A 21163-nucleotide genomic window follows, 5' to 3' on the forward strand; every position below is an offset into this window, starting at 1 on the left:
AACTCAATATATCACCAACTTATCATATTTCTAATATTCTCATTAATTACAAATTCTTACTTAAAACTCAAAGTAGTCTATTTAATATACCTAAAATTACATAATATATATTTATTAGAAAGGGTGATTGTCTTCTAAACTTTCAGCTATTTTTAGAGATAAAAAAAATAATTAAATAATTAGGAGGAATTGAGATGAAACGAAATCTTAAAAGTAAGTTATGCTTAGTATTAACTATTATGGTAATAACTTTTACATTAGCTCCAAAAACATTGTTGGCAGCTACAGAAAACGACAATAGTAAGCCGCAGACTATATATTTGAAAGGTGCAGAATTAAATGTTGAAGAAGTTTCTAAGGTTAAGAGTAGTGTTGAAGATATGAATTACATTATTGCTTTTAATGGACCTATTGATGAAAATATGAAAGAAGAAGTAATAGAATTGGGTGCTGAACTAGTAGAATATATCCCTGATTTTTCATATTTATCAAGATTGTCCAGTGAGATAATTACAGATGTTGTTGATCTTCCTTTTGTTGAGGAAGTCATTGTATACCAACCAGAATATAAAATAAATCCACTGTTAGAACAAAATAGAAACAATTTAGTTAGAGATAATGGAAAAGTTGAAGTTAGAATAGCTACATTTGATGATCCTTCAGTCCTTGATGAATATATAGAAAAAATAGAAGGAATTATAGTTGATACTACTAAAGACGAAGTTATTGTAGAGATGAATCGAAATGATATTGAACAGTTAGCTGAACTTAGTTCAGTTAAATATATAGAGCCTATGGTTGAACGCGTTCTATTTAATGATGTAGCAAGAGGTTATATGGGTGTTAATAATCTTGCACTTACTGGATATGAAGGCCAAGGTCAAGTTGTATGTGTATGTGATACTGGTATAGATACTGGTGTTAACAATAGTAATATGCATAAAGATTTCCAAGGTAGAATAGATGCTATTTATCCACTTGGTAGATCAACAGCTGATGACGTTCATGGTCATGGTACTCATGTATCAGGTTCAGTATTAGGAAGTGGAGACCGTTCAAATGGTCAGATTACAGGTATTGCTCCAGAAGCACACCTTGTAATGCAATCAGTATTAGATTCAGGTGGCGGACTTGGAGGTCTTCCAAATGATCTTAATACATTGTTCCAACAAGGTAATAATGCCGGTGCTCGTATTCATACTAATTCATGGGGAGCTGCTGTTGGTGGTCAATATACTGCAGATTCTCAAGATGTTGATGAATATGTGTGGAATAATGATGATATGATAATTCTTTTCTCAGCAGGAAACTCAGGTGATGGTTATTCTGGAACTCAATATAATTCAATAGGAGCACCAGGTACTGCTAAAAACTGTATTACTGTAGGTGCAACTGAAAACAATCGTCCTAGCAAAGGTACTGCAGGCGACAATCCTGATGAGATCGCTTATTTCTCAAGTCGTGGAGATTGTGATGACGGAAGAACTAAACCTGATATCGTAGCACCAGGTACTTGGATTCTTTCTACAAAATCATCTGTAGCTCCTGTAAGTAATTATTGGGAAGATTACGATACTTATTATGCATATATGGGTGGAACATCAATGTCTACTCCATTAACTGCAGGTGCAGTAGCAGTAGCTCGTGAATACATGGTAGATGAATGGAACCATACACCAAGTGCAGCAATGATGAAAGCTGCTATAATCAATGGTGGTACTGATTTAGGCTTTGGTTTCCCAAGCCGTGATCAAGGATGGGGACGTATTAGCTTAGAAGATTCATTAAGAAGTAAAGAATATGAATATGTAGATCAAGATTATAGTTTAGCTACTAATCAAACTAAAAACTTCACTTATGCTGTTGAGTCAACTAATACTCCATTAAGAGTAACTCTAGTATGGTCAGATTATCCAGGATCAACTTCAGCATCTAAAGCTTTAGTTAATGACTTAGATGTTAAAATAACATCTCCATCAGGAACAGTATATTATGGTAATGATTTCAGTCAACCATATGATACTAGTTACGATAGAGTTAATAACGTAGAAAATATTTACATTAATAACCCAGAGATTGGAAATTATACAGTTGAAGTAAAAGGATATAATGTTCCACAAGGACCTCAACCATTTGCTCTTTTCTCATCAGGGGACTTCGGTACTGCTGTAGTAGATGATGAAGATCCAACATGTAGTATTACTTCACCTAACAATGGTGCTACAGTTGATGGAATGTTAACTATAAATGCTAATGCAACTGATAATGTAGCAGTTGAGAAAGTTGAATTTTATGTTGATAATAATAAAATAGGAGAAGATAATCAGGCTCCTTACAGCTATGATTTCAATACTGCTAGCGTAAATAATGGTAATCATGATCTTAAGGTAAAAGCAATTGATACATCTGCTAATGTAGGAACTTCTAATGTTATAGCAGTTACAGTAAATAATATAACAGATACAGAAGATCCAACATGTAGTATCACATCTCCTAATAATGGTGCTACAGTTGATGGTACTATCACAATAAATGCTGATGCAACTGACGATGTAGCAGTTGCAAAAGTTGAATTTTATGTTGATAATAATAAAATAGGTGAAGATACTAATGCACCTTATACTTATGACTGGGACACTACTAGTGTCAGTAATGCAGATCATAGTTTGAAAGTAAAAGCAATAGACACATCTAATAAAGAAGGTTTATCTAATGAAATTACAGTTACTGTAGATAATACTACAACTGTAGGTTATGTAACTGAAACTTATACAGGAACTGCAAGTATTTTTGGTAATGCACAAGTTGATCTTAATGTAACTGCTCCTGGTACTATTGATTTAGAAATATCAGGAAGCAACACATCACTTAAAATGAAATTATACGATCCTAATAATAATCAAATAGGTAATAGTAAAAATTCAATCTCTTATGATGCAACTGAAACAGGAACATATTCAATAGTAATATCAGCATTCAGTTTCTTTGATACTGATTTTACTTTAACTGCAACATATCCTGTTGAATCAACTCAAAGTTTCGAAATTGATAAACTAGATGCAGCTGTTGTTGAATTACCTGACCTAGCTGTATCAGAAGAAAATGCTTTCAATGAAGGCGATATCATTAATGATGTTATCTCAATCAACACTAATGCAGACGAAAAGACAACAATAGAAGTTGTAGAATTATATATTGATGATAACAAAGTTAACGAATATTCAGGTGTTCCAGAGGTTATAGAGTGGGATACTACAACTGTAGATAATGGAGAACATACTATCCAGATCAAAGTTATTGATGAAGATGGTAATGTTATTCCTTCTATAGTGATGAATATTATCGTAGAAAACATTATAGAATAAAAGCGTTTTGTTCAGTTAAAGAACATAAGTAACAATAAGTTAGAATATATTGAATAATATTTTTCAAAGCTATCAAAACATTTTTGATAGCTATTTTTTAATTAAATAGAAAATGCTACTTTCTATTTTCCTTAAATTTTCTATGAGGAATAGCCCCTTTTTCTAAATAAATAATAATTTGAAACACAAAAATTGAAAACAGTACACATATAGATTATAATTTATATTATTAAAGAAGATATACAATAAATACTAAAGGCTAGGATGTTGGTATATGACGAAATCAAGAAAATCACTATATTATGTGATTGATATTATAACCATAATTATTTTTTATTTTGCTTTTACTTATGAAGGGGCAAAAGATAATAGATTTGTTCTGCTGATAATATTGTTTATGGCATATTTGACTATGAGTATGATTAAGTATTTTTTTAGTGACAATAGAGTAAAGGCTATTTCATTAATAATAAAAATATTATTATTGCTGTTTATTGAAGTCAATTCAAAATATGCTATAAATTATTTTATACATGCAGTATATTTACTGATAATGATAGATTCTACTTTTTTACTTAATCTAAGAAGTAGTTATATAATCAATTTCTTATCATTTATTGGATCCATGTATAAATTCATCAATCTGATTTCTATAAATAATACTATTTCTAATATTTCGCAGATGTTTCTTTTTATATTGATCAATTCACTAGTTATTGTCATATTGGGATTTGCTAAGTATCATCAAGAAGGAAGAGAAAAGATTGATAACCTATATAAAGAATTATTGAAGGCTCATAAGAAATTACAGGATTATGCTGATAAAATTAAAGATCTGACTGTTGTAGAAGAGAGAAATAAAATAGCTAGAGACCTTCATGATACTCTTGGACATGATATGACTGGTCTTATAATGCAACTTGAGATGGTTAGCACTATGATGGATGAAGATATAGATAGTGCAAAAAATCTCATGGAAGATTCTAAGACAAACGCTAGGAGTAGCTTGAAAAAAGTTAGAGAGATTGTAGAAACCTTTAAGGATGAAAGTGAAAAGAGTAATGATGTAGATGATATTAGAGAACTTGTTGATGAGTTTTCTAGAAAAACCGGTATTAGTATAAATTTTAAGGTTGTGGGAGATAAGGTGATTTTTGGACCTGATGTTACCATAACTTTGTATAGGGTCATTCAAGAAGCGATGACTAATGCAGTTAGGCATGGGAGAGCTAAGGAAATAAGTATTGTGATTATGTATGATGTAGATAGGATTGGGTTTAGTATAGTGGATAACGGTGCTGGATGTGATAAAGTGGTAGAAGGATATGGATTAAGAGGAATGAAAGAGAGAGTTGATCTGTTAGGAGGAGAGCTTTGGTATGAGAGTAAAGATGGATTCCAAATTGGTGGGAACATCTTGTTGAAATAGAATGTATAGATGGAGGAAATAAGAGGATGATAAGAGTATTGTTGGTTGATGACCAGGATATTTTGTTGCAGGGATTGAGTATGATATTGGAGCGGGAGAATGATATTAAGGTAATAGGTGGAGTGAAGAATGGGGAGGAAGCTGTTAAGAGGTGTAAGAGAGAAAGTATAGATGTGGTATTGATGGATATTAGGATGCCTATTATGAATGGTGTGGAAGCTACAAGAGAGATAAAAAAACATAGGGAAGACATCAAAATTATTGTATTGACTACTTTCAATGATGATGAATATATTTTTGATTCTCTTAAGTATGGAGCTTCAGGATATTTGTTGAAGGATGCTATGCCTAAGGAGATATCTGAAGCTATACGAACTGTGTACGATGGAGGTACGTTGATTAATCCAGCTGTGGCAACTAAGGTTATGGACAGGTTTAAAGAGTTTGCTAGTAATGAATATGAATCTGAATCTTTGGAACAGGTGAATAAATTAACTGATAGGGAGAAAAATATTTGTAGTCTACTGGCAGAAGGATTGAATAATAGAGAGATAGCAGATGAATTATTCTTGAGTCAGGGGACGGTCAAAAATCATATCACGAATATATTAGGTAAATTGAATCTTAGAGACCGAACGCAATTGGCTATTTTTGCAATAAAAAATAAGATATAGGCAATAATGATTTGTGCCAAAAGTCATGGGTTGATTGTGACATCAGATACATGTTGTATTTTCCATTATAGTGTATATTAATTAAAGGAAGATTAATAACTGGAGGATAGAGGTGCATTATATGAAGAAATTAAAAGAAATTATATCCATTTGTATTGTATTAATAGTTCTGACGGGGTGTTCAACAAAAGCATATATAGATTATAATAATGCAATTGTTAAGACTGAATCTGAGAAAACTGGTAAACAATCTATAGAAATCAAGTTGGATATTGATTTTGATACACAAGGTTTGTCATTGGAAGAAGTCAAGCTGTTAAATTATTATAGTGAAATGATGTATCAGCTTACTAATAAGTATGATATGGATGATGATAAGATAGCTACAGATGTTTATATGAATTTAGGCGGAATCGGACTGGATTCTAATTACTATAAAGATGGTGATGAACAATATGTAAAAATTCCAGTACTCAATAAATACATTAATCTAACAAAAGAAAAATTTATCAATAATGAATATAATGATATATTCAAAGCGGTTTCGGATAAATGGTTAGATTTATTAAAGGAAGAAAATGTTCTCAAGGGTAATGATACTATAGTAGATACAAAGGAAGGGCAAGTAAAAGCTAAAGAAGTAACGATTAATATCCAGGATGAACAATTAAATGAATTAAGTAAAGTCATTATTGATACTATAATTGATTCTGGAATCTTAGAAGATTTCATTTATGTAATTGATGACGAGGGAAATACAGATAAGATAAGAAAAGAGGATGTTGTAGAAGTTATTAATGAAGCTTTTTCAAATCTTATTTTTGATAGTTTTGAAGCTAAGGCTTATATTGATTTTGATGGATACCTTATCGAAGAAAATATAGAGATGAATATGAGAATTTCTGAAAAGATGAATGGTAAACCAATAGCCATTAAATTATCTTTTAACAATAAATATTGGGATATAGGTAAAAAACAAGTTATAGATATTCCTGATATTGCAGAGGATGACATTATTGAGATGAAAGAATTAAAAGATCTAGATTCAATCCTAGGTTTATAAATTAGAAGAAAAAAATATATCTAGAAGGAGTATATGTATGGAATTATTGACTGTATCACATTTGAAAAAATATTTTAAAGACATAAAAGCTGTTGATGATATTTCATTTAATATAGTTGAAGGAGAAATATTGGGACTGCTTGGACCAAATGGGGCGGGTAAGTCTACTACTATTTCAATGATTTCAACTCTACTTAAGCCAGATGCTGGTATTATTGAATATAAAGGTAAGGATATTGTAAAAAGTCCACAAGCGATTCAAGGTAATCTAGGGTATGTACCTCAAGAGATAGCACTTTATCCTAATCTTACAGGGAAAGAAAATCTTGAATTTTGGGGTAGAGCTTATGGATTGAAAGGTAAGAAACTTAGGGATAGGATTAAGAGGATTTCTGAGATTATAGGTATAACTGAAAGACTGAAAAATAAAGTGGAACAATATTCAGGAGGTATGCAAAGAAGGCTCAACATAGGTGCTGCACTTCTTCATGAACCTGAGTTGATTATAATGGATGAACCAACTGTTGGAATTGATCCCCAGTCGAGAAAACATATTCTGGATACTGTTCTAGAACTTAATAAAGAAGGTATGACAGTAATATATACTAGTCATTATATGGAAGAAGTAGAATATATCTGCAACAGAGTATGTATTATGGATAATGGTAAGATCATTGCAAATGGGACTAAAGAGGAATTAGTTGATCTGATTGAAGACAAAAAGCGTATTCTTGTAAAAGTTGATAATGCTGATGACGAATTAATAAAAAATATAAGTAACGTAGAACAGGTATCAGATGTCAATTACGAAGATAATACAATAATAATAACAGTCAATAATGGGAAAGAGACTTTTAAAGGAATTATAGATGTTCTAAATAATACAGATATCAATATCCGTTCAATAGACATTAATGAACCTAACTTAGAAACGGTCTTTTTACACTTAACAGGAAAGGCACTTAGAGATTAGAGAGGGTGAACCTAATTTGAAACTTATATATATTATAAGCAAAGATATTAAAAAGATCATATATGATAAAAAATTATTGGCTATCATAATTTTGATGCCTATAGTTCTTATGACCATATTGGGATTTTCCCTAAGTAATATGTTTGGGGATAGTGAATCTTCTATAGGTTCTGTTAATGTTGCGGTTGTAAAGAAATATAATGTAGAAGAAGATATTGAAAGATTTCAAGAGACTATGAAAAATGGTATTTTTGCTAATGGAATAGATGAAAAGAGCCGAAAAAGTCTTTTATCTATTGGTGATGATTACAATGTAGAAAATATATTTTTTGAATTCCTAGATTCGGATGGTGTCAAAAAACTTATGTCCTATTCTATTGAGGATGAAGAAAATGCAAAAGCAATGTTAGAAGAAGAACAAATAGATGCAGTAGTCATATTACCTGAGAATTATATATATAACACATATATGAATTATATTTTACCTATAAGAAATATAGTTGATATAGAAGTAATTAAACATACTGATTCTTATATCAGAGGTAGTGTTGTTGAAGAAATCATTAGTGGATTCAGTGAAACCATGAATAACTATTGTTTGGATAAAGAGGTTTTCACCGATCAAGTTCAGAGATTGAGCAATATGGAGACTGCATTTGAAGGAATAGAATATTTGATGGAACAATTGAATGATAAAGTTTCAGATAATTATTCTATAGAGAGAATCACCGTAGAGGGAAAAAAGAACATCACAAGTTTTCAATACTATGCTGTGGCTATGATGGCGATGTTCATATTATACAGTGCCAGTAATGGTGGAAGACTGTTACTGGAAGAAAAAGATAATATAACTTATCAAAGGAATAGAGTAGCAGGAGTGCCACTCAGCAAAATAATGGTAAGCAATTTTTCAATGATCTTCGTAATATCAATGTTACAGTCATTAGTTATGATATTATATTCTAGTATTATATTAAAAATAGATTGGGGAGATATTGGACTTGTCTTATTAACTGTAATCAGTAGTAGTGTGGCTATTGGTGGATTAGGTATTTTTATTTCGACAATAACCCTGATTGCTGGAAATTATAAGTTCGCTAATGTATTTGAATTAGGAATCATTCAGTTTCTAGCATTGATAGGAGGAAGTTTTGTACCAGTAGAGACTCTGCCGGCTTTCATGAACAAGTTATCTTATCTTTCTACTAGTGGAGTTGTAATAAAAATATATACAGGTATTATGAGAAACAATAAATTCATTGACATGCTAAGCAATTATGCTATTTTGGTTAGTACTGGTGCCATATTCATAATAATATCTGCTATTATAATAAATACAAGAAGGGAGGCAATATAGATGTTTGCAGTCCTAAAAGTCAAAATCTTGGGTTGTAAAAAGGAGTTACCATTATTACTTTGCTTTATTGCAATGATGTTAATCTTCACTTATATATTTGGAGCTTCATTTACTTCTGACGACAATAAACCTAAAGTGAGTGTTGTAGATAATATAGATAGTGATATAAGCAGAATGATGATTTCCAAGTTAAAGGATAGTAATAATATAGAAATAGAAGAGACCAGTTATGAAGCAGCAGAAAGTGATGTAGAGAATTCAAAATCAATATCGGCAATAGTTTTCAATCAAAGCAAGAACAACGACATTAATCTATCTATAATGTATATTAATGAAACTACTGATATAATGATGGTTAAGAATCTATTACAGTCAGCTGTTATGACATTCCGTAATAATATAAATCTTACAGATATTACTTATGAGTATCTTAATAGCAAAAATATTGAGATAGATAAAGATTTACTAAGCAAAAATATTATGAATGATCTAGAAAAGCTGAAGGATAAAAGAATTTTTTATAAGATTGATTCTTCGTTTATAGATAGCACTTATGATGGATACGATAACCTAAAGCAATCTCTAGCTGGATTTTCATTGTTCTTTTCAATGTTCCTGGTTTTCTTCGGAATAGGAACCATTATAGAAGAAAAGAAGAACTATGTATGGCAACGACAATTAGTATCTCCCATAAAAAATAGTGCTATATTATCAGGAAATCTGATGGCAACTTTCATTGTTGGTTTTTTGAATATATTTGTAATGGTTTATGCAGGAAAATATTTATTCCATGTAGATTGGGGTAAAAGTGACCTTGGAATATTATTGATATTAGGAGCTTTTATATTTACTGTTACATGCCTTGGATTATTTATATCATCATTTTTCAAGACACAGCAGCAATTATCAGCAATAGTTCCTGTAATTACAGTAAGCACATCTATGTTAGGTGGTTGTATGTGGCCTTTGGAGATGATTAAATCAAAGACATTATTATTCATAGCTAACCTTACTCCGCAAAAATGGGCTTTGGAAGGAATTAAGGATATGATAATGTATGGTCATGGAATAGATGCGGTAGTTACACCTGTATTGGTTTTACTCTTGATGGGTATAGTATATCTAATATTAGGTACTAGATTTATACGTATGAAAAATTAATATGAAAAAAAAAATCTAAATCGGAACTTGTTATATTGGTTTATTAATATATATATATATATTAGTAGAATTAAGGTAACTTTGATATATGAGTATAATCCGCTACAAATTTTTTAGGGGATAATCCTACAATCTTCTTGAATTTTTTATAAAAATTGGAATAATCATTAAAACCAGCTAAATAACAAGCTCCTATAACCGGAATACCTTCTAATAGAAGGTGTTTTGCTTTTTCTATACGTTTTATATTGATATATTCTATTATCGTTATTCCTGTATTTTCTTTGAATAGGTGACATAGATAATATTTATTGATATAAAACTTGTCTGATAGCGAATCTAAATTTATGTTATTATCTAAATTATCGTTGATATACTGCTGTATGGATACGATCTTAGGGTCTGATTTCGTATGATTTCTAGTCTTGCTGGAATCAAATATTATAGAGTTAATCTTTATTATAAGTTGTAGAAGTAACGTCTTCACCATCAATTCCGAAGAATGTTTCTTATAATATTTATCAATCTCCATAAAGTAATAGAGCAGATTATTCTCTAGAGTTAGAGATGCTTTAATGAGATTGTTTTTTGCTGATTTGCGTTTTTTAAAAAGTTCTATTGGATTATCATAAGTTGAATTCAGAATAGATAGATAATCTGGTCTGAATTGGATAATTTTCCTTTCATATTTATTTTTATTTCTTAAAAAAGGTCTATGCAATTCTCTATCATTAGTTATGACTATATCATATTTATTTAATTTATATACCTTGTCTTCAACATAATAATTAATATTATCACTGATACATAGGAAAATTTCATAAATATCATGGGTGTGAAGAGGGATATCATAGGAACCTGATGAGGTTGCATGAAAATAAATAAAATCCATTTCTTGTTTAATTAGAGTGTATTTATCCACAATATTACCTACTTTCCATTGATTACTTACAACAGGTACCCCTTTTTATTTGACTGCAATAAATTATTGATGAGAAAAGTTGAGTCAAATACTTATAAATACAATATAATTATACAGCAATATATGCAATATATAAAGCAATACTTTCATAGAATATTTTACAATAATATTATAGAATTCAACTATAGAAAATCAAAAATTTATTGTGATTGTAAGGAGTGAGTAAATGGGTATTGAGAAAATAGGAATTGCAATTGTGGGATGCGGTACTATATTTACGAACCATATTGAAACTGTAGTTCATAATGATAAAGTGGAATTGATGTATTTAGTTGATATTAATGAAGAAAAAGTCAAAAGCTTAGCTGATAGATATAATTGTGAATTCTCAGTGAATATAGATGATGTATTAAGAGATGAAAGAGTTGATGTGGTTCATATCCTGACACCTCACTATTTACATTGTGAAATGGCAAAAAAAGCAATACTTGCTTCTAAACATGTCATTCTAGAAAAACCAGCAGGAATTGAATTAGAAGATGTTCAAGAATTGAAAGAACTATCTATTAAGATGAATAAACAAATAGCTGTAGTTTTCCAGAATAGATATAATCCATCATTATTGAAAGCAAAAGAAATACTTGATTCTAATATGTTGGGTGATATAAAAGGGTTAAGAGCTTTTATTACATGGGAAAGAGATAAAGAATATTACGATCAAGATGAGTGGAGAGGAAAATGGAAAACAGAAGGGGGAGGATTATTGATTAATCAAGCCATACATACTCTTGATGTGATGCAGTGGCTTGGAGGTGAAATATCAGAAATAAAAGGACACATAGATACGAGGATACTTAATGAAGTCATAGAAGTAGAGGATACGGCAGATGCTACATTGAAATATAAAAACGGTGCAGTCGGTCTTTTCTATGGTAGTAATAATTATGTTGCCAATTCACCTATTGAAATCGAAATAATATGCGATAAAGGTAAGCTTGTATTGGATAACGATACATTATGGTTGCGAGAAAATGAAAATATACAGAAAATAGTAGCAGACAAGAAACCTAATGGATCCAAAAGTTATTGGGGAAACGGTCATAAGATATTTATTAATCATGTGTATGATAGATTAATGAAAGAAGAAAAGGTTGATATAGATATAGATATAGGTCTAAAAGCGTTAGAGATAGTACAAGGTATATACAATTCCAGTAGAAACAATGCATATTACAAAATGAAATATCAAGACAATATTTGCAATGTTGATTGATGAAACAGGAGGGTGACATGATGAGTAGATTTATATTAACAGGTTTTTCTGATGAAGCTAGTATGGATATAGATATTCAACTTGATGTTCTACAAGAGAATGGTGTCAACTATATGGAAATACGTGGTGTCAACGACAAAAATGTTGCAGACCTCACTATTGAAGAAGCAAGAGAAATAAAAAGAAAGCTTGGTAAAAGAGGGGTAGGGGTTTCGGCTATAGGTTCACCAATAGGTAAAATCAAGATAACTGACCCTTTTGAACCTCATCTAGAAAAATTCAAACATGTTCTAAAATTATCCAAGATTTTTCATACAAAATATATAAGAATGTTTAGTTTCTTCATACCAGAAGGAGATAACCCAGATAATTATAGAGAAGAGGTTATCAGAAGATGGAAGATGTTTTTGGATGCAGCCAAAAACTATGATGTCATTCTACTACATGAAAATGAAAAAAGTATTTATGGAGATATTCCAAGAAGATGTCTGGAATTGACAGAAGCTCTGAAATGTCCTCAGTTCAAGTTGATATTTGATTTTGCTAATTTCGTTCAATGTGATGTAAAGGATTTAATGGAAGCATATAACTTGTTGAAATCAGAAATAGTATATTTACATATAAAAGATGCCCTTTATGAAGGACATAAAGTTGTACCAGCTGGTTATGGTGATGGTCAAATACTGAAAATACTTAGGGAAGTCAAGAAGACTTCATACGAAGGATTTTTATCATTAGAACCTCACTTAGGTAACTTCAAAGGTTTTGCAGAACTTGAACAAGGTGATGTCAGTGAGGGTCTAGAAGATAGCGGACCGGCTAAATTCAATGTTGCTGCTAATGCTCTAAGAGATTTATTGAAAAGATTATAGAGGAGGATAAAAATGAGTGAAGTACGTTTTGGAATCATAGGTTTTGGTAATATGGGTTCTAGTCATGCAGAATCCATATATAGAGGTAAAGTGAAAAATGGTAAATTAGTTGGAGTGTGTGATATTAATGAAGATAAATTAAAAAGGAGCAGAGAATTATATCCTGATGTCACATGTTACAGTAGTCATCATGATATGTTGAAGAATAAGGATATAGATGCGATTATTGTCGCAACACCTCATTATGACCATCCATCTATTGCCATTGATGCATTGAAAGCCAATAAACATGTTCTTATCGAGAAACCAGCAGGAGTCTACACAAAAGCTGTAAGAGAGATGAATGAAGTAAGCAAGAAGACAGATAAAGTATTTGCTATTATGTACAATCAAAGAACCGATCCATACTATAGTAAAGTCAAGGAATTGATAGATGATGGAGAATTAGGTGAAATAAGAAGAATCAACTGGATTATTACTGACTGGTATAGGCCACAGAGCTATTATAACTCAGGTGGATGGAGAGCCACTTGGGCTGGAGAAGGTGGAGGAGTATTACTTAATCAGGACCCTCACCAACTTGATTTATGGCAATGGATATGTGGTATGCCTACGAGAATCAGAGCATTCTGTCAATTTGGTAAAATGCATGATATTGAAGTGGAAGATGATGTAACAGCATATATGGAATATGCTAACGGGGCTACTGGAGTATTTGTAACATCTACAAGTGATGCACCAGGAACTAATCGTTTTGAAATAAGTGGAGATAGAGGTAAAATAGTTGTTGAAAATAGAAAAATAACTTTCTGGAGATTAAGGGTTTCAGAGAGAGAATTTAATGCAACATTTACGGGAGGCTTCGGTAACCCTGAATGTTGGAAGTGTGAGATTGATGTAAAACCTAATGAGCTTCAGCAACATGTAGCTATTCTAACCAACCTAGTTGAAGCTATACTTGATGGTAAAGAACTGATTGCACCTGGTGTTGAAGGCATTAGGGGACTTACAATATCTAATGCAATGCATTTATCGGCATGGATTGATGATTGGGTGAACCTACCAATTGATGAAGATCTCTATTATGATATGTTACAAGATAAAATCAAGAATTCGGTAGTAAGTAAAGACAATAAAGATGTGGTACTTGATGTTAAGGGAACATTTTAATCAATATATTATGAAAGAAGGTATTATTATGAAGATTGCAGCGCAATTATATACAGTACATGATTTTTTGGGAACAAAAAAAGATATGGAAATGACTTTTAAAAAAGTAAAAGAAATGGGATACGATTATATTCAGTTATCAGGAGCGGGATACATTGATGATGAAAAAGCTGATTTCATAAATGAATTGATAAAAATATATGGTTTGAAAATATGTGTTACCCATATGAGCTATGAACAGTTGAATGATGAGTTGGAATCATTGATCAAATATCATAAAATGTGGAACTGCCAATATATCGGTATAGGAGCCATGCCAGAACAATACAGGAATAAAGAAAACATAAATGAGTTCATAGAATGGGCTAATAAAATAGGAAAAAAAGTTTCTGATGAGGGTCTGACTTTCACATACCATAACCATAGATTCGAATTTGAAAAAGTTGATGGTAAAACTTTTATGGAAATTATGGCAGAAGGTTTTAATGATAGTGTTCAAATCTTACTGGATACATATTGGGTTCAATCAGGTGGAGCTGATCCTGTAAGTTGGATAGATAAATTAAAGGGAAAAGTAGATGTAGTCCATTTTAAGGATTATGGCATAAAAGACAACCAAGAATATTTTGCTGAAATAGGCTCAGGTAATTTTGATTGGTATAAGATAATTGAAGCATGTAATAGAGCAGGAGTCAAATATGCTGCTATTGAAAGAGATTCAGGAGAAATTGAAGCATTTGAAAGTTTGGCTATAAGTAGAAATTATCTAAAAGAAGTTCATGGATTATAAGGTCAGACAGTATTTTAGATAATATATAGATAGGCAAAATTTAGAGGATGTTTTATGGTGATTTACTTTGCTTTTCACATGTTCATAGTATATAATTAATTCAACTTCATTACTTTAATCGGATTATAGTAGGTAATTGCTTTTCATTGTATAGAGATTAAAGTGTGAAAGTTGAATATAGATAAAAAATTATTAATATGAAATATAATAATTGTGGGAAAGGAGAGCATCATGAAACTAATATCTTGGAATGTTAATGGTATAAGGGCGTGTATCAAAAAAGGTTTTTTAGACTTTTTTAATGATGTAGATGCAGATATTGTGTGTTTGCAGGAAACTAAAATCTCCGAAGGACAAATAGAGCTAGACCTTGAAGGATATCATCAGTATTTTAATTATGCAGAGAAAAAAGGATATTCAGGAACAGCTGTATTTTCTAAGAAAGAAGCATTATCGGTTAAGAATGGAATAGGTATAGAAGAACATGACCATGAAGGTAGGGTCATAACTGTTGAATACGATGAGTTCTATCTAGTTAATGTTTATACACCTAATTCTAAAAGAGGACTTCTCAGATTGGATTATAGGATGAAATGGGAAGATGATTTTAGAGGGTATATAACTAAATTAGATGAGACTAAACCAGTAGTGATATGTGGTGACTTGAATGTTGCTCACAAAGAAATAGATCTAAAAAATCCTAAATCTAATGTAAAAAATGCCGGATTCACAATAGATGAAAGAAATAAACTGACTAATCTACTGGACGCTGGTTTTATTGATTCTTATAGATATTTTAATCCTGACAAGGAAGATGCTTATTCTTGGTGGTCTTATATGTTTAGTGCTAGACAGAACAATGTAGGATGGCGTTTGGATTATTTCAATGTATCTAAAAAAATAGAGGATAAGTTGAAGAGTGCTGATATACTATCAGACATACTAGGTTCTGATCATTGCCCTATTCAATTAGAGCTGAATATGGAATTTGATTTACCAGAAAATGATTTGAATAATGAAAACAGCAGAAATGATGATTGTGAGGGACAATTAGAGCTTGACATAAGATAATGAAAATGTTTGTAATAGAAATATGCACTTATTATTACTCTGGTTTCGTTCACTGAACAGATAATAATAAGTGCTTTTATTAAAAGAATTCTAAACTAAGAAGTATAGTGTAAGTATAATCATTTTAGAATATAATTTAATCAGTAGCAGGTATTTTAGGATTATCTTTTATTGATTTATTATCTTTAGCATCCTTGATTAGTGTACATCCATGACCCATGGGACATATCTGACACCAGCTTCTAGGTTTGAATATTATACCTATGATGATACCAACGATAAATGACATCAACATAAATCTGTAAAACACTTTAGCGATAACTACAAAATGGAAACCATGAGTGATGATGGCATAAGTCAGTACAGTACTGAAAACGGAAATCATGATAATCAGTATAATGTTTCTGGCTTTTTTGGTTCTTAACCACTTTGGTAGAGAATATCCTATTGATATTTTCTTAAGAAATTTACCAAGAAATGAACCTCTAGGACAATATTTGGAGCAGTGAATTTTTCCTCTACCTCTAAGAGCATGATATATAGGTGCTCCCATACAAACTAATCCTAGTATACCAAATCTTATGTCGACTATACCTAATATAAAAAAAACGATTATGATTATATAACTCCATCCCTGATGACCTTTGATTTTATCTTTTTTCATAATTTTTTACTCCTTTTATTAATATCTATATATTATTATATTCAAATATATAGATATAGTCAACAATAATTTCATTTTTTTTATATTGATTTAATTGATAATTTAATACCTTCTAAATTAATAAATTTTATATTAAATAGATTAATTTATATACTAATTTACCATTATATATATTCTATTAGAGTTGAAAATATTGTAAAATTATGTTAAAATTATATTTACTATAATGAATTATACCTAATATAATAGTATGATAAGACTAGGACTAGGGGCGATTATATGGGTGGGAAATTTAAGTCTAACTTAAATTTTAAAATTATTATAAGAAGTTTTATAATAGTTTTTATTGTATTTAGTTTATCATCAATTTTTGTCTACCGGCAAACTGCTAAAAAGTTTCACAGTAATGTTACTAAGGAAATACGTCTTGAATCCCAACTTGTTAATAAAGATATATCAGATATTTTTGAGAAAAACAAAATAATATTGAATACAATAGAAGCCAATGAAGATATAAGAATATATCTCAAGGAAGTGACGACAAGAAAAGATATAACTACCAATATATTATATAAAAAGATCATAAAAACTTTTAATAATATTATAGAATTGAATGATGGTATAGATAATATTTGGATAGCTAATGAACAAGCTAACTTTTATTTGGATGCCCATAATAATATAGATTACAAGAATTATGATATATATAAAAGACCTTGGAGAGATCTGGCTGCTAATTCAACAGATGTAATATTGACTGATACATATACCGAATATAGTAATTCCAAACAGGTTGTATCGATAGTAAAAGCTTTCCGGGAAGATTCTAATATTATCGGCTATATGGGAATAAATATTAATCTAGAAAAGATACCTAAGATAATGAAAAATTATATCGTAGGGAAAAAAGGAATGAATTTCTTGATTAATAAAAATAAAGAATATATTTATTCCTATGTGGGTGATAGCCAATATGATATTGATTTCAAGAATGAACTCATAGATAGTATTAGCTCTATAGATAATAATTGCCAAGAATACAAGAAAATCATATATATGAATGATACATATTATATTTATTATAAAGAAATCGTATTGAACAATTGGGGTATAATACAATTAATCTCAGAAAAGGATATAGATCAAGATATTAGAGAATTCTTAAAGATAATATTGATAGTATTCAGTATAGCAGCAACACTATTGTTATTAACCATAATTTTTGAAGGAGTATCATACAAATTCAATGAAAACAAATTGAAAGTACAAGCTAGAACAGATTCTCTCACAGGTTCTAATAATAGGAGTTATTTCATGGAGCTTGCAGTGAATGAATTCAATTTAGCTAAGAAGCAGAATCGACAATTTAATGTTCTTATGTTAGATATTGATTACTTTAAGAGCGTGAACGATAATTATGGACATCGTATAGGAGATATGGTCCTTGAGAACATGGCACGTTTAAGTGTGAAGTCACTAGGGAAAAATGCAATCTTCGGTAGAATTGGAGGAGAAGAATTCGCTGCAATAATAATGGATATAGGAGAAATGGAAGCTTTTATAGCCGCAGAAGATCTTAGAACCAAAATATCAGAAATGGATATTGATACTCATAAAGGTAGAATAAGCATTAATGTAAGTATCGGATTAACAAGTATGAAGAAAAATGATTTACATTTAAAAGATATTATAGAAAGAGCAGATGAAGCCATGTATGAAGCCAAGAAAAGCGGTAGGAATAAAGTTAAAATAAAATGAAGGTCCATGGTATCTTCTATTTTGATTATTTGATATGATTCATAAAGAGGTATACCTCTTTAATTTTTTTGTGTCGACATGAATATGTTTTCTATGATACAATTATCTAATGTAAACAAAATTTAAAATTATGAAAGGTGATGTTATATGGTAAGCATTAAAGATGTCGCTAAAAAAGCGAATGTATCCATATCATCTGTATCTAATGCACTTAATGGTAGAGCAAATGTTAGCGAAGAAACAAGAAAGCGTATAGTGGAGATAGCAAAAGAAATGAACTATTACCCAAATACTATGGCTAGAAATCTGAAAGTTAAACGAACTAAAACAGTTGCTTTATGTTTTAGTGAATTCGACAGGAATTTCTATTTCCAAATAATAAAGGGAATAAATGACTGTGTGGTACACAATGGTTATGACCTAATAATATGTGCTCATCATTCAATAGAAAAATTTCTAAGAAATGGTTTTATTGATGGAGCTATGGTTTTAGATAAAAATGTTTCAGATGAGTTGATATTGTCAGCAGTAAGTGATGAATTACCTATTGTTGTGCTAGATAGAGAGCTAGAGGGAAAAAATATCTATTCAGTGGTTGTAGATAATTATAGAGCCATGCGTGATTTGGTTAATGAATTGATTGTAAAAGGATATACTCGATTTTCTTATGTTAGTGGTGTTGAACATACTCAAGATAATATAGAGCGTTATGAAGGCATGAAAGATACGCTTAATGAAAAAGGTATTGAATTTATATCTAAGAATTATTATCATGGTGATTTTACAGAAAAAAGTGGTTATCAATCAGCTAAACTTATGATTATAAGTAAGAACATACCAGAAGTAGTGATCTGTGCAAATGACAATATGGCTATAGGAGTAATAAAAGCTTTTAAAGAATCAGATATAAGAATTCCTGAAGATGTAAGTGTAATAGGATTTGATGATATTGAGTTGGCTAATTATCTAGAACCACATCTTACCACTATATCAACTCCAAAATATGAGTGGGGTATGTACGCAGCTACTATATTATTCAGAATACTAGTGGAACATGAAGAAAGCATAATACCTAATAAAATACAAGCAAATATAAGATGGAGACAAACAAGTAGATAACAAAAAAAAATTTTGCCTTTTTAATAAAAGGTTTTATTAAAAGATAAAAGTATTTCAAAATAATATTGCAACTATATATTTGTGAGTGTATAAATAACAAAAAAATAACATATATTACAATATTATTGGCTATATTATATAAAAACATAGTTGACAATTTGTTTTTATAGTGATATTATTGCTTTATAAATTGTAAAACGTTTTATATAATAAGGAGGCAAAATAATAATGTTAAAGAAAATAAGTGTCATATTAGTTTCAATCTTGATCATTTCAACAATTGCAGTTGGTTGTAAATCTGAGTCTGCTTCAGATACTCAATCTACAGATACAACACAAACTACTGGTTCAAAAGTTAAAGATGTAACAATAACTATATTTCAATCGAAAGTAGAGATAACAGAACAACTAGAAAAATTGGCAAAAGAATACAGTGACATGACAGATGGTGTTGAAGTTGAAGTATGGGGTACAACTGGTGATGATTATATGACTCAACTTCAAACTAAACTAGGTGCTGGTCAAGGACCTACAATACTTTCTGCTGGGGTTGGTACTGAAGCAGAAGATTTAAGTGATTATCTGTATGATCTATCCAATGAAGAATACGTTAAGTACATAGCTCCAGGTATGGAGGTTAGGAGTAAAGATGGTAAATTGATTGGTATACCATATGGTGCTGAAGGATTTGGATTTGTATATAATAAATCCTTAGTAGATGCTTCAAAAATAACAGATTATGATTCTTTTTCTAATACATTAAAAGAATTGAAAGAATCAGATGTTCAAGCAGTGAGTTTAACAAAAGAAGCATATTTCTTGATAGCACATATATTAAATGTTCCATTTGCACTTCAAGATGATCCAGAAGCCTTTGTTGAAGAATTGACCAATGGTACTAAGAAAATGACTGGTAATCCTATTTTTGAAGAATGGGCTAAATTTATGGAAATTATAAAAAGTGAAGGAGTGAATCCATTAGAGATTAATTATGATACTCAGACTGGTGATTTCGCTACTGGGAAAACTGCAATGATTCACCAAGGAAACTGGGCTTATGGTATGTTTGATAGCTACGATATAGATTTTGATATGGGTATTTTATCAATGCCTGTGAATGGAAACGATAAAATAAGTGTTGGAATTCCAAATTCATGGGGAATTAATGCCAGTGCTTCCGAAGATGAGATAAAAGCCGCCCTTGAATTCTTAGATTGGTTATTTACAAGTGAAAAAGGTCAATCATATATAGTTGATAAATTCGGTTTTATACCTGCTATGACCAATATGAAAACAGATACACTAGACCCTCTTGGAAAAGAAGTTGCAGAGTATACTGCTTCTGGAAAAACATTACCTTGGGTATTTAACATATGGCCAGCAGGAATTGTCAATAATGATTTTGTTCCAGCTACACAGAAATTCTTCTCAAATGAGAAAATGACAGGTAATGAATTTTTACAAGAACTAGATAAAGCTTGGGAAAATGCAACAAAATAAAA

General features: G+C 30.5%; 17 protein-coding genes. 15 read left to right on the forward strand and 2 right to left on the reverse strand.

Annotated elements, in window-relative coordinates; translation table 11 throughout:
- Positions 1–194 precede the first annotated feature (194 nt).
- The 7 genes from QMG30_RS11360 (at position 195) to QMG30_RS11390 (ending at position 10022) form a co-directional block, all read left to right on the forward strand.
- Positions 195–3365 carry an Ig-like domain-containing protein gene (locus tag QMG30_RS11360; protein WP_281815446.1) on the forward strand — a complete coding sequence of 1057 codons (3171 nt, stop codon included), beginning with the start codon at positions 195–197 and terminating at the stop codon, positions 3363–3365.
- 274 nt (positions 3366–3639) lie between these two features.
- Positions 3640–4794, forward strand: a complete 1155-nt coding sequence (locus tag QMG30_RS11365) for a sensor histidine kinase (RefSeq protein WP_281815447.1) — start codon at positions 3640–3642, stop codon at positions 4792–4794.
- Between the two features lie 26 nt (positions 4795–4820).
- Positions 4821–5468: a response regulator transcription factor gene (locus tag QMG30_RS11370; RefSeq protein ID WP_281815448.1), complete on the forward strand. Its 648-nt coding sequence runs from the start codon at positions 4821–4823 to the stop codon at positions 5466–5468.
- Positions 5469–5589: 121 nt separating this feature from the next.
- Complete coding sequence (locus QMG30_RS11375; protein ID WP_281815449.1) at positions 5590–6531, forward strand: hypothetical protein; 942 nt, start codon at positions 5590–5592, stop codon at positions 6529–6531.
- Between the two features lie 37 nt (positions 6532–6568).
- On the forward strand, positions 6569–7504 hold the full coding sequence (locus QMG30_RS11380; protein ID WP_281815451.1) for an ABC transporter ATP-binding protein: 936 nt from the start codon (positions 6569–6571) through the stop codon (positions 7502–7504).
- A 16-nt stretch (positions 7505–7520) separates the two neighbouring features.
- On the forward strand, positions 7521–8861 hold the full coding sequence (locus QMG30_RS11385) for an ABC transporter permease (RefSeq protein ID WP_281815453.1): 1341 nt from the start codon (positions 7521–7523) through the stop codon (positions 8859–8861).
- Positions 8862–10022, forward strand: a complete 1161-nt coding sequence (locus QMG30_RS11390; protein ID WP_281815454.1) for an ABC transporter permease — start codon at positions 8862–8864, stop codon at positions 10020–10022.
- Between the two features lie 70 nt (positions 10023–10092).
- Here QMG30_RS11390 and QMG30_RS11395 read toward each other — a convergent pair whose 3' ends face one another.
- Entirely contained in the window at positions 10093–10944 is an 852-nt protein-coding gene (locus QMG30_RS11395; RefSeq protein WP_281815455.1) for a helix-turn-helix domain-containing protein, read from the reverse strand.
- A gap of 226 nt (positions 10945–11170) precedes the next feature.
- Between QMG30_RS11395 and QMG30_RS11400 the strand changes: the two genes are divergently transcribed.
- The 5 genes from QMG30_RS11400 to QMG30_RS11420 all read left to right on the forward strand — a co-directional run bounded on the left by QMG30_RS11400 (position 11171) and on the right by QMG30_RS11420 (position 16120).
- A complete protein-coding gene (locus QMG30_RS11400) occupies positions 11171–12217 on the forward strand; it encodes a Gfo/Idh/MocA family protein (RefSeq protein WP_281815456.1) in 1047 nt (348 codons plus the stop codon).
- Positions 12218–12237: 20 nt separating this feature from the next.
- A complete protein-coding gene (locus QMG30_RS11405; RefSeq protein ID WP_281815458.1) occupies positions 12238–13089 on the forward strand; it encodes a sugar phosphate isomerase/epimerase family protein in 852 nt (283 codons plus the stop codon).
- 12 nt (positions 13090–13101) lie between these two features.
- On the forward strand, positions 13102–14259 hold the full coding sequence (locus QMG30_RS11410) for a Gfo/Idh/MocA family protein (protein ID WP_281815459.1): 1158 nt from the start codon (positions 13102–13104) through the stop codon (positions 14257–14259).
- A 28-nt stretch (positions 14260–14287) separates the two neighbouring features.
- Positions 14288–15049 (forward strand): sugar phosphate isomerase/epimerase family protein, encoded by a 762-nt coding sequence (locus tag QMG30_RS11415; RefSeq protein ID WP_281815460.1) that lies wholly within the window; start codon positions 14288–14290, stop codon positions 15047–15049.
- 231 nt (positions 15050–15280) lie between these two features.
- Positions 15281–16120: an exodeoxyribonuclease III gene (locus QMG30_RS11420; RefSeq protein WP_281815461.1), complete on the forward strand. Its 840-nt coding sequence runs from the start codon at positions 15281–15283 to the stop codon at positions 16118–16120.
- Positions 16121–16256: 136 nt separating this feature from the next.
- Here the strand turns inward: QMG30_RS11420 and QMG30_RS11425 are convergent, their stop codons facing one another.
- Positions 16257–16784 carry a 4Fe-4S binding protein gene (locus QMG30_RS11425; RefSeq protein ID WP_281815462.1) on the reverse strand — a complete coding sequence of 176 codons (528 nt, stop codon included), beginning with the start codon at positions 16782–16784 and terminating at the stop codon, positions 16257–16259.
- A 279-nt stretch (positions 16785–17063) separates the two neighbouring features.
- On the opposite strand from QMG30_RS11425, the gene QMG30_RS11430 reads away from it, so the two are divergent.
- The 3 genes from QMG30_RS11430 (at position 17064) to QMG30_RS11440 (ending at position 21161) form a co-directional block, all read left to right on the forward strand.
- The gene (locus QMG30_RS11430) at positions 17064–18542 is read left to right on the forward strand and encodes a sensor domain-containing diguanylate cyclase (protein ID WP_281815463.1); all 1479 of its coding nucleotides are present in this window, start codon (positions 17064–17066) and stop codon (positions 18540–18542) included.
- Between the two features lie 147 nt (positions 18543–18689).
- A complete protein-coding gene (locus QMG30_RS11435) occupies positions 18690–19661 on the forward strand; it encodes a LacI family DNA-binding transcriptional regulator (RefSeq protein WP_281815464.1) in 972 nt (323 codons plus the stop codon).
- 228 nt (positions 19662–19889) lie between these two features.
- Entirely contained in the window at positions 19890–21161 is a 1272-nt protein-coding gene (locus QMG30_RS11440; protein WP_281815466.1) for an ABC transporter substrate-binding protein, read from the forward strand.
- Positions 21162–21163: the final 2 nt, after the last annotated feature.

Source organism: Vallitalea longa (assembly GCF_027923465.1).
In the GTDB taxonomy this organism is placed as follows: domain Bacteria; phylum Bacillota; class Clostridia; order Lachnospirales; family Vallitaleaceae; genus Vallitalea; species Vallitalea longa.

Bases quoted from the DNA above. Each gene is read 5' to 3' on its own strand.
- QMG30_RS11440 (WP_281815466.1), top strand. From the start codon at position 19,890: ATGTTAAAGAAAATAAGTGTCATATTAGTTTCAATCTTGATCATTTCA.
- QMG30_RS11365 (WP_281815447.1), top strand. From the start codon at position 3,640: ATGACGAAATCAAGAAAATCACTATATTATGTGATTGATATTATAACC.
- QMG30_RS11405 (WP_281815458.1), top strand. From the start codon at position 12,238: ATGAGTAGATTTATATTAACAGGTTTTTCTGATGAAGCTAGTATGGAT.
- QMG30_RS11380 (WP_281815451.1), top strand. From the start codon at position 6,569: ATGGAATTATTGACTGTATCACATTTGAAAAAATATTTTAAAGACATA.
- QMG30_RS11400 (WP_281815456.1), top strand. From the start codon at position 11,171: ATGGGTATTGAGAAAATAGGAATTGCAATTGTGGGATGCGGTACTATA.
- QMG30_RS11370 (WP_281815448.1), top strand. From the start codon at position 4,821: ATGATAAGAGTATTGTTGGTTGATGACCAGGATATTTTGTTGCAGGGA.
- QMG30_RS11420 (WP_281815461.1), top strand. From the start codon at position 15,281: ATGAAACTAATATCTTGGAATGTTAATGGTATAAGGGCGTGTATCAAA.
- QMG30_RS11415 (WP_281815460.1), top strand. From the start codon at position 14,288: ATGAAGATTGCAGCGCAATTATATACAGTACATGATTTTTTGGGAACA.
- QMG30_RS11425 (WP_281815462.1), bottom strand. From the start codon at position 16,784: ATGAAAAAAGATAAAATCAAAGGTCATCAGGGATGGAGTTATATAATC.
- QMG30_RS11410 (WP_281815459.1), top strand. From the start codon at position 13,102: ATGAGTGAAGTACGTTTTGGAATCATAGGTTTTGGTAATATGGGTTCT.
- QMG30_RS11435 (WP_281815464.1), top strand. From the start codon at position 18,690: ATGGTAAGCATTAAAGATGTCGCTAAAAAAGCGAATGTATCCATATCA.
- QMG30_RS11360 (WP_281815446.1), top strand. From the start codon at position 195: ATGAAACGAAATCTTAAAAGTAAGTTATGCTTAGTATTAACTATTATG.
- QMG30_RS11430 (WP_281815463.1), top strand. From the start codon at position 17,064: ATGGGTGGGAAATTTAAGTCTAACTTAAATTTTAAAATTATTATAAGA.
- QMG30_RS11375 (WP_281815449.1), top strand. From the start codon at position 5,590: ATGAAGAAATTAAAAGAAATTATATCCATTTGTATTGTATTAATAGTT.
- QMG30_RS11390 (WP_281815454.1), top strand. From the start codon at position 8,862: ATGTTTGCAGTCCTAAAAGTCAAAATCTTGGGTTGTAAAAAGGAGTTA.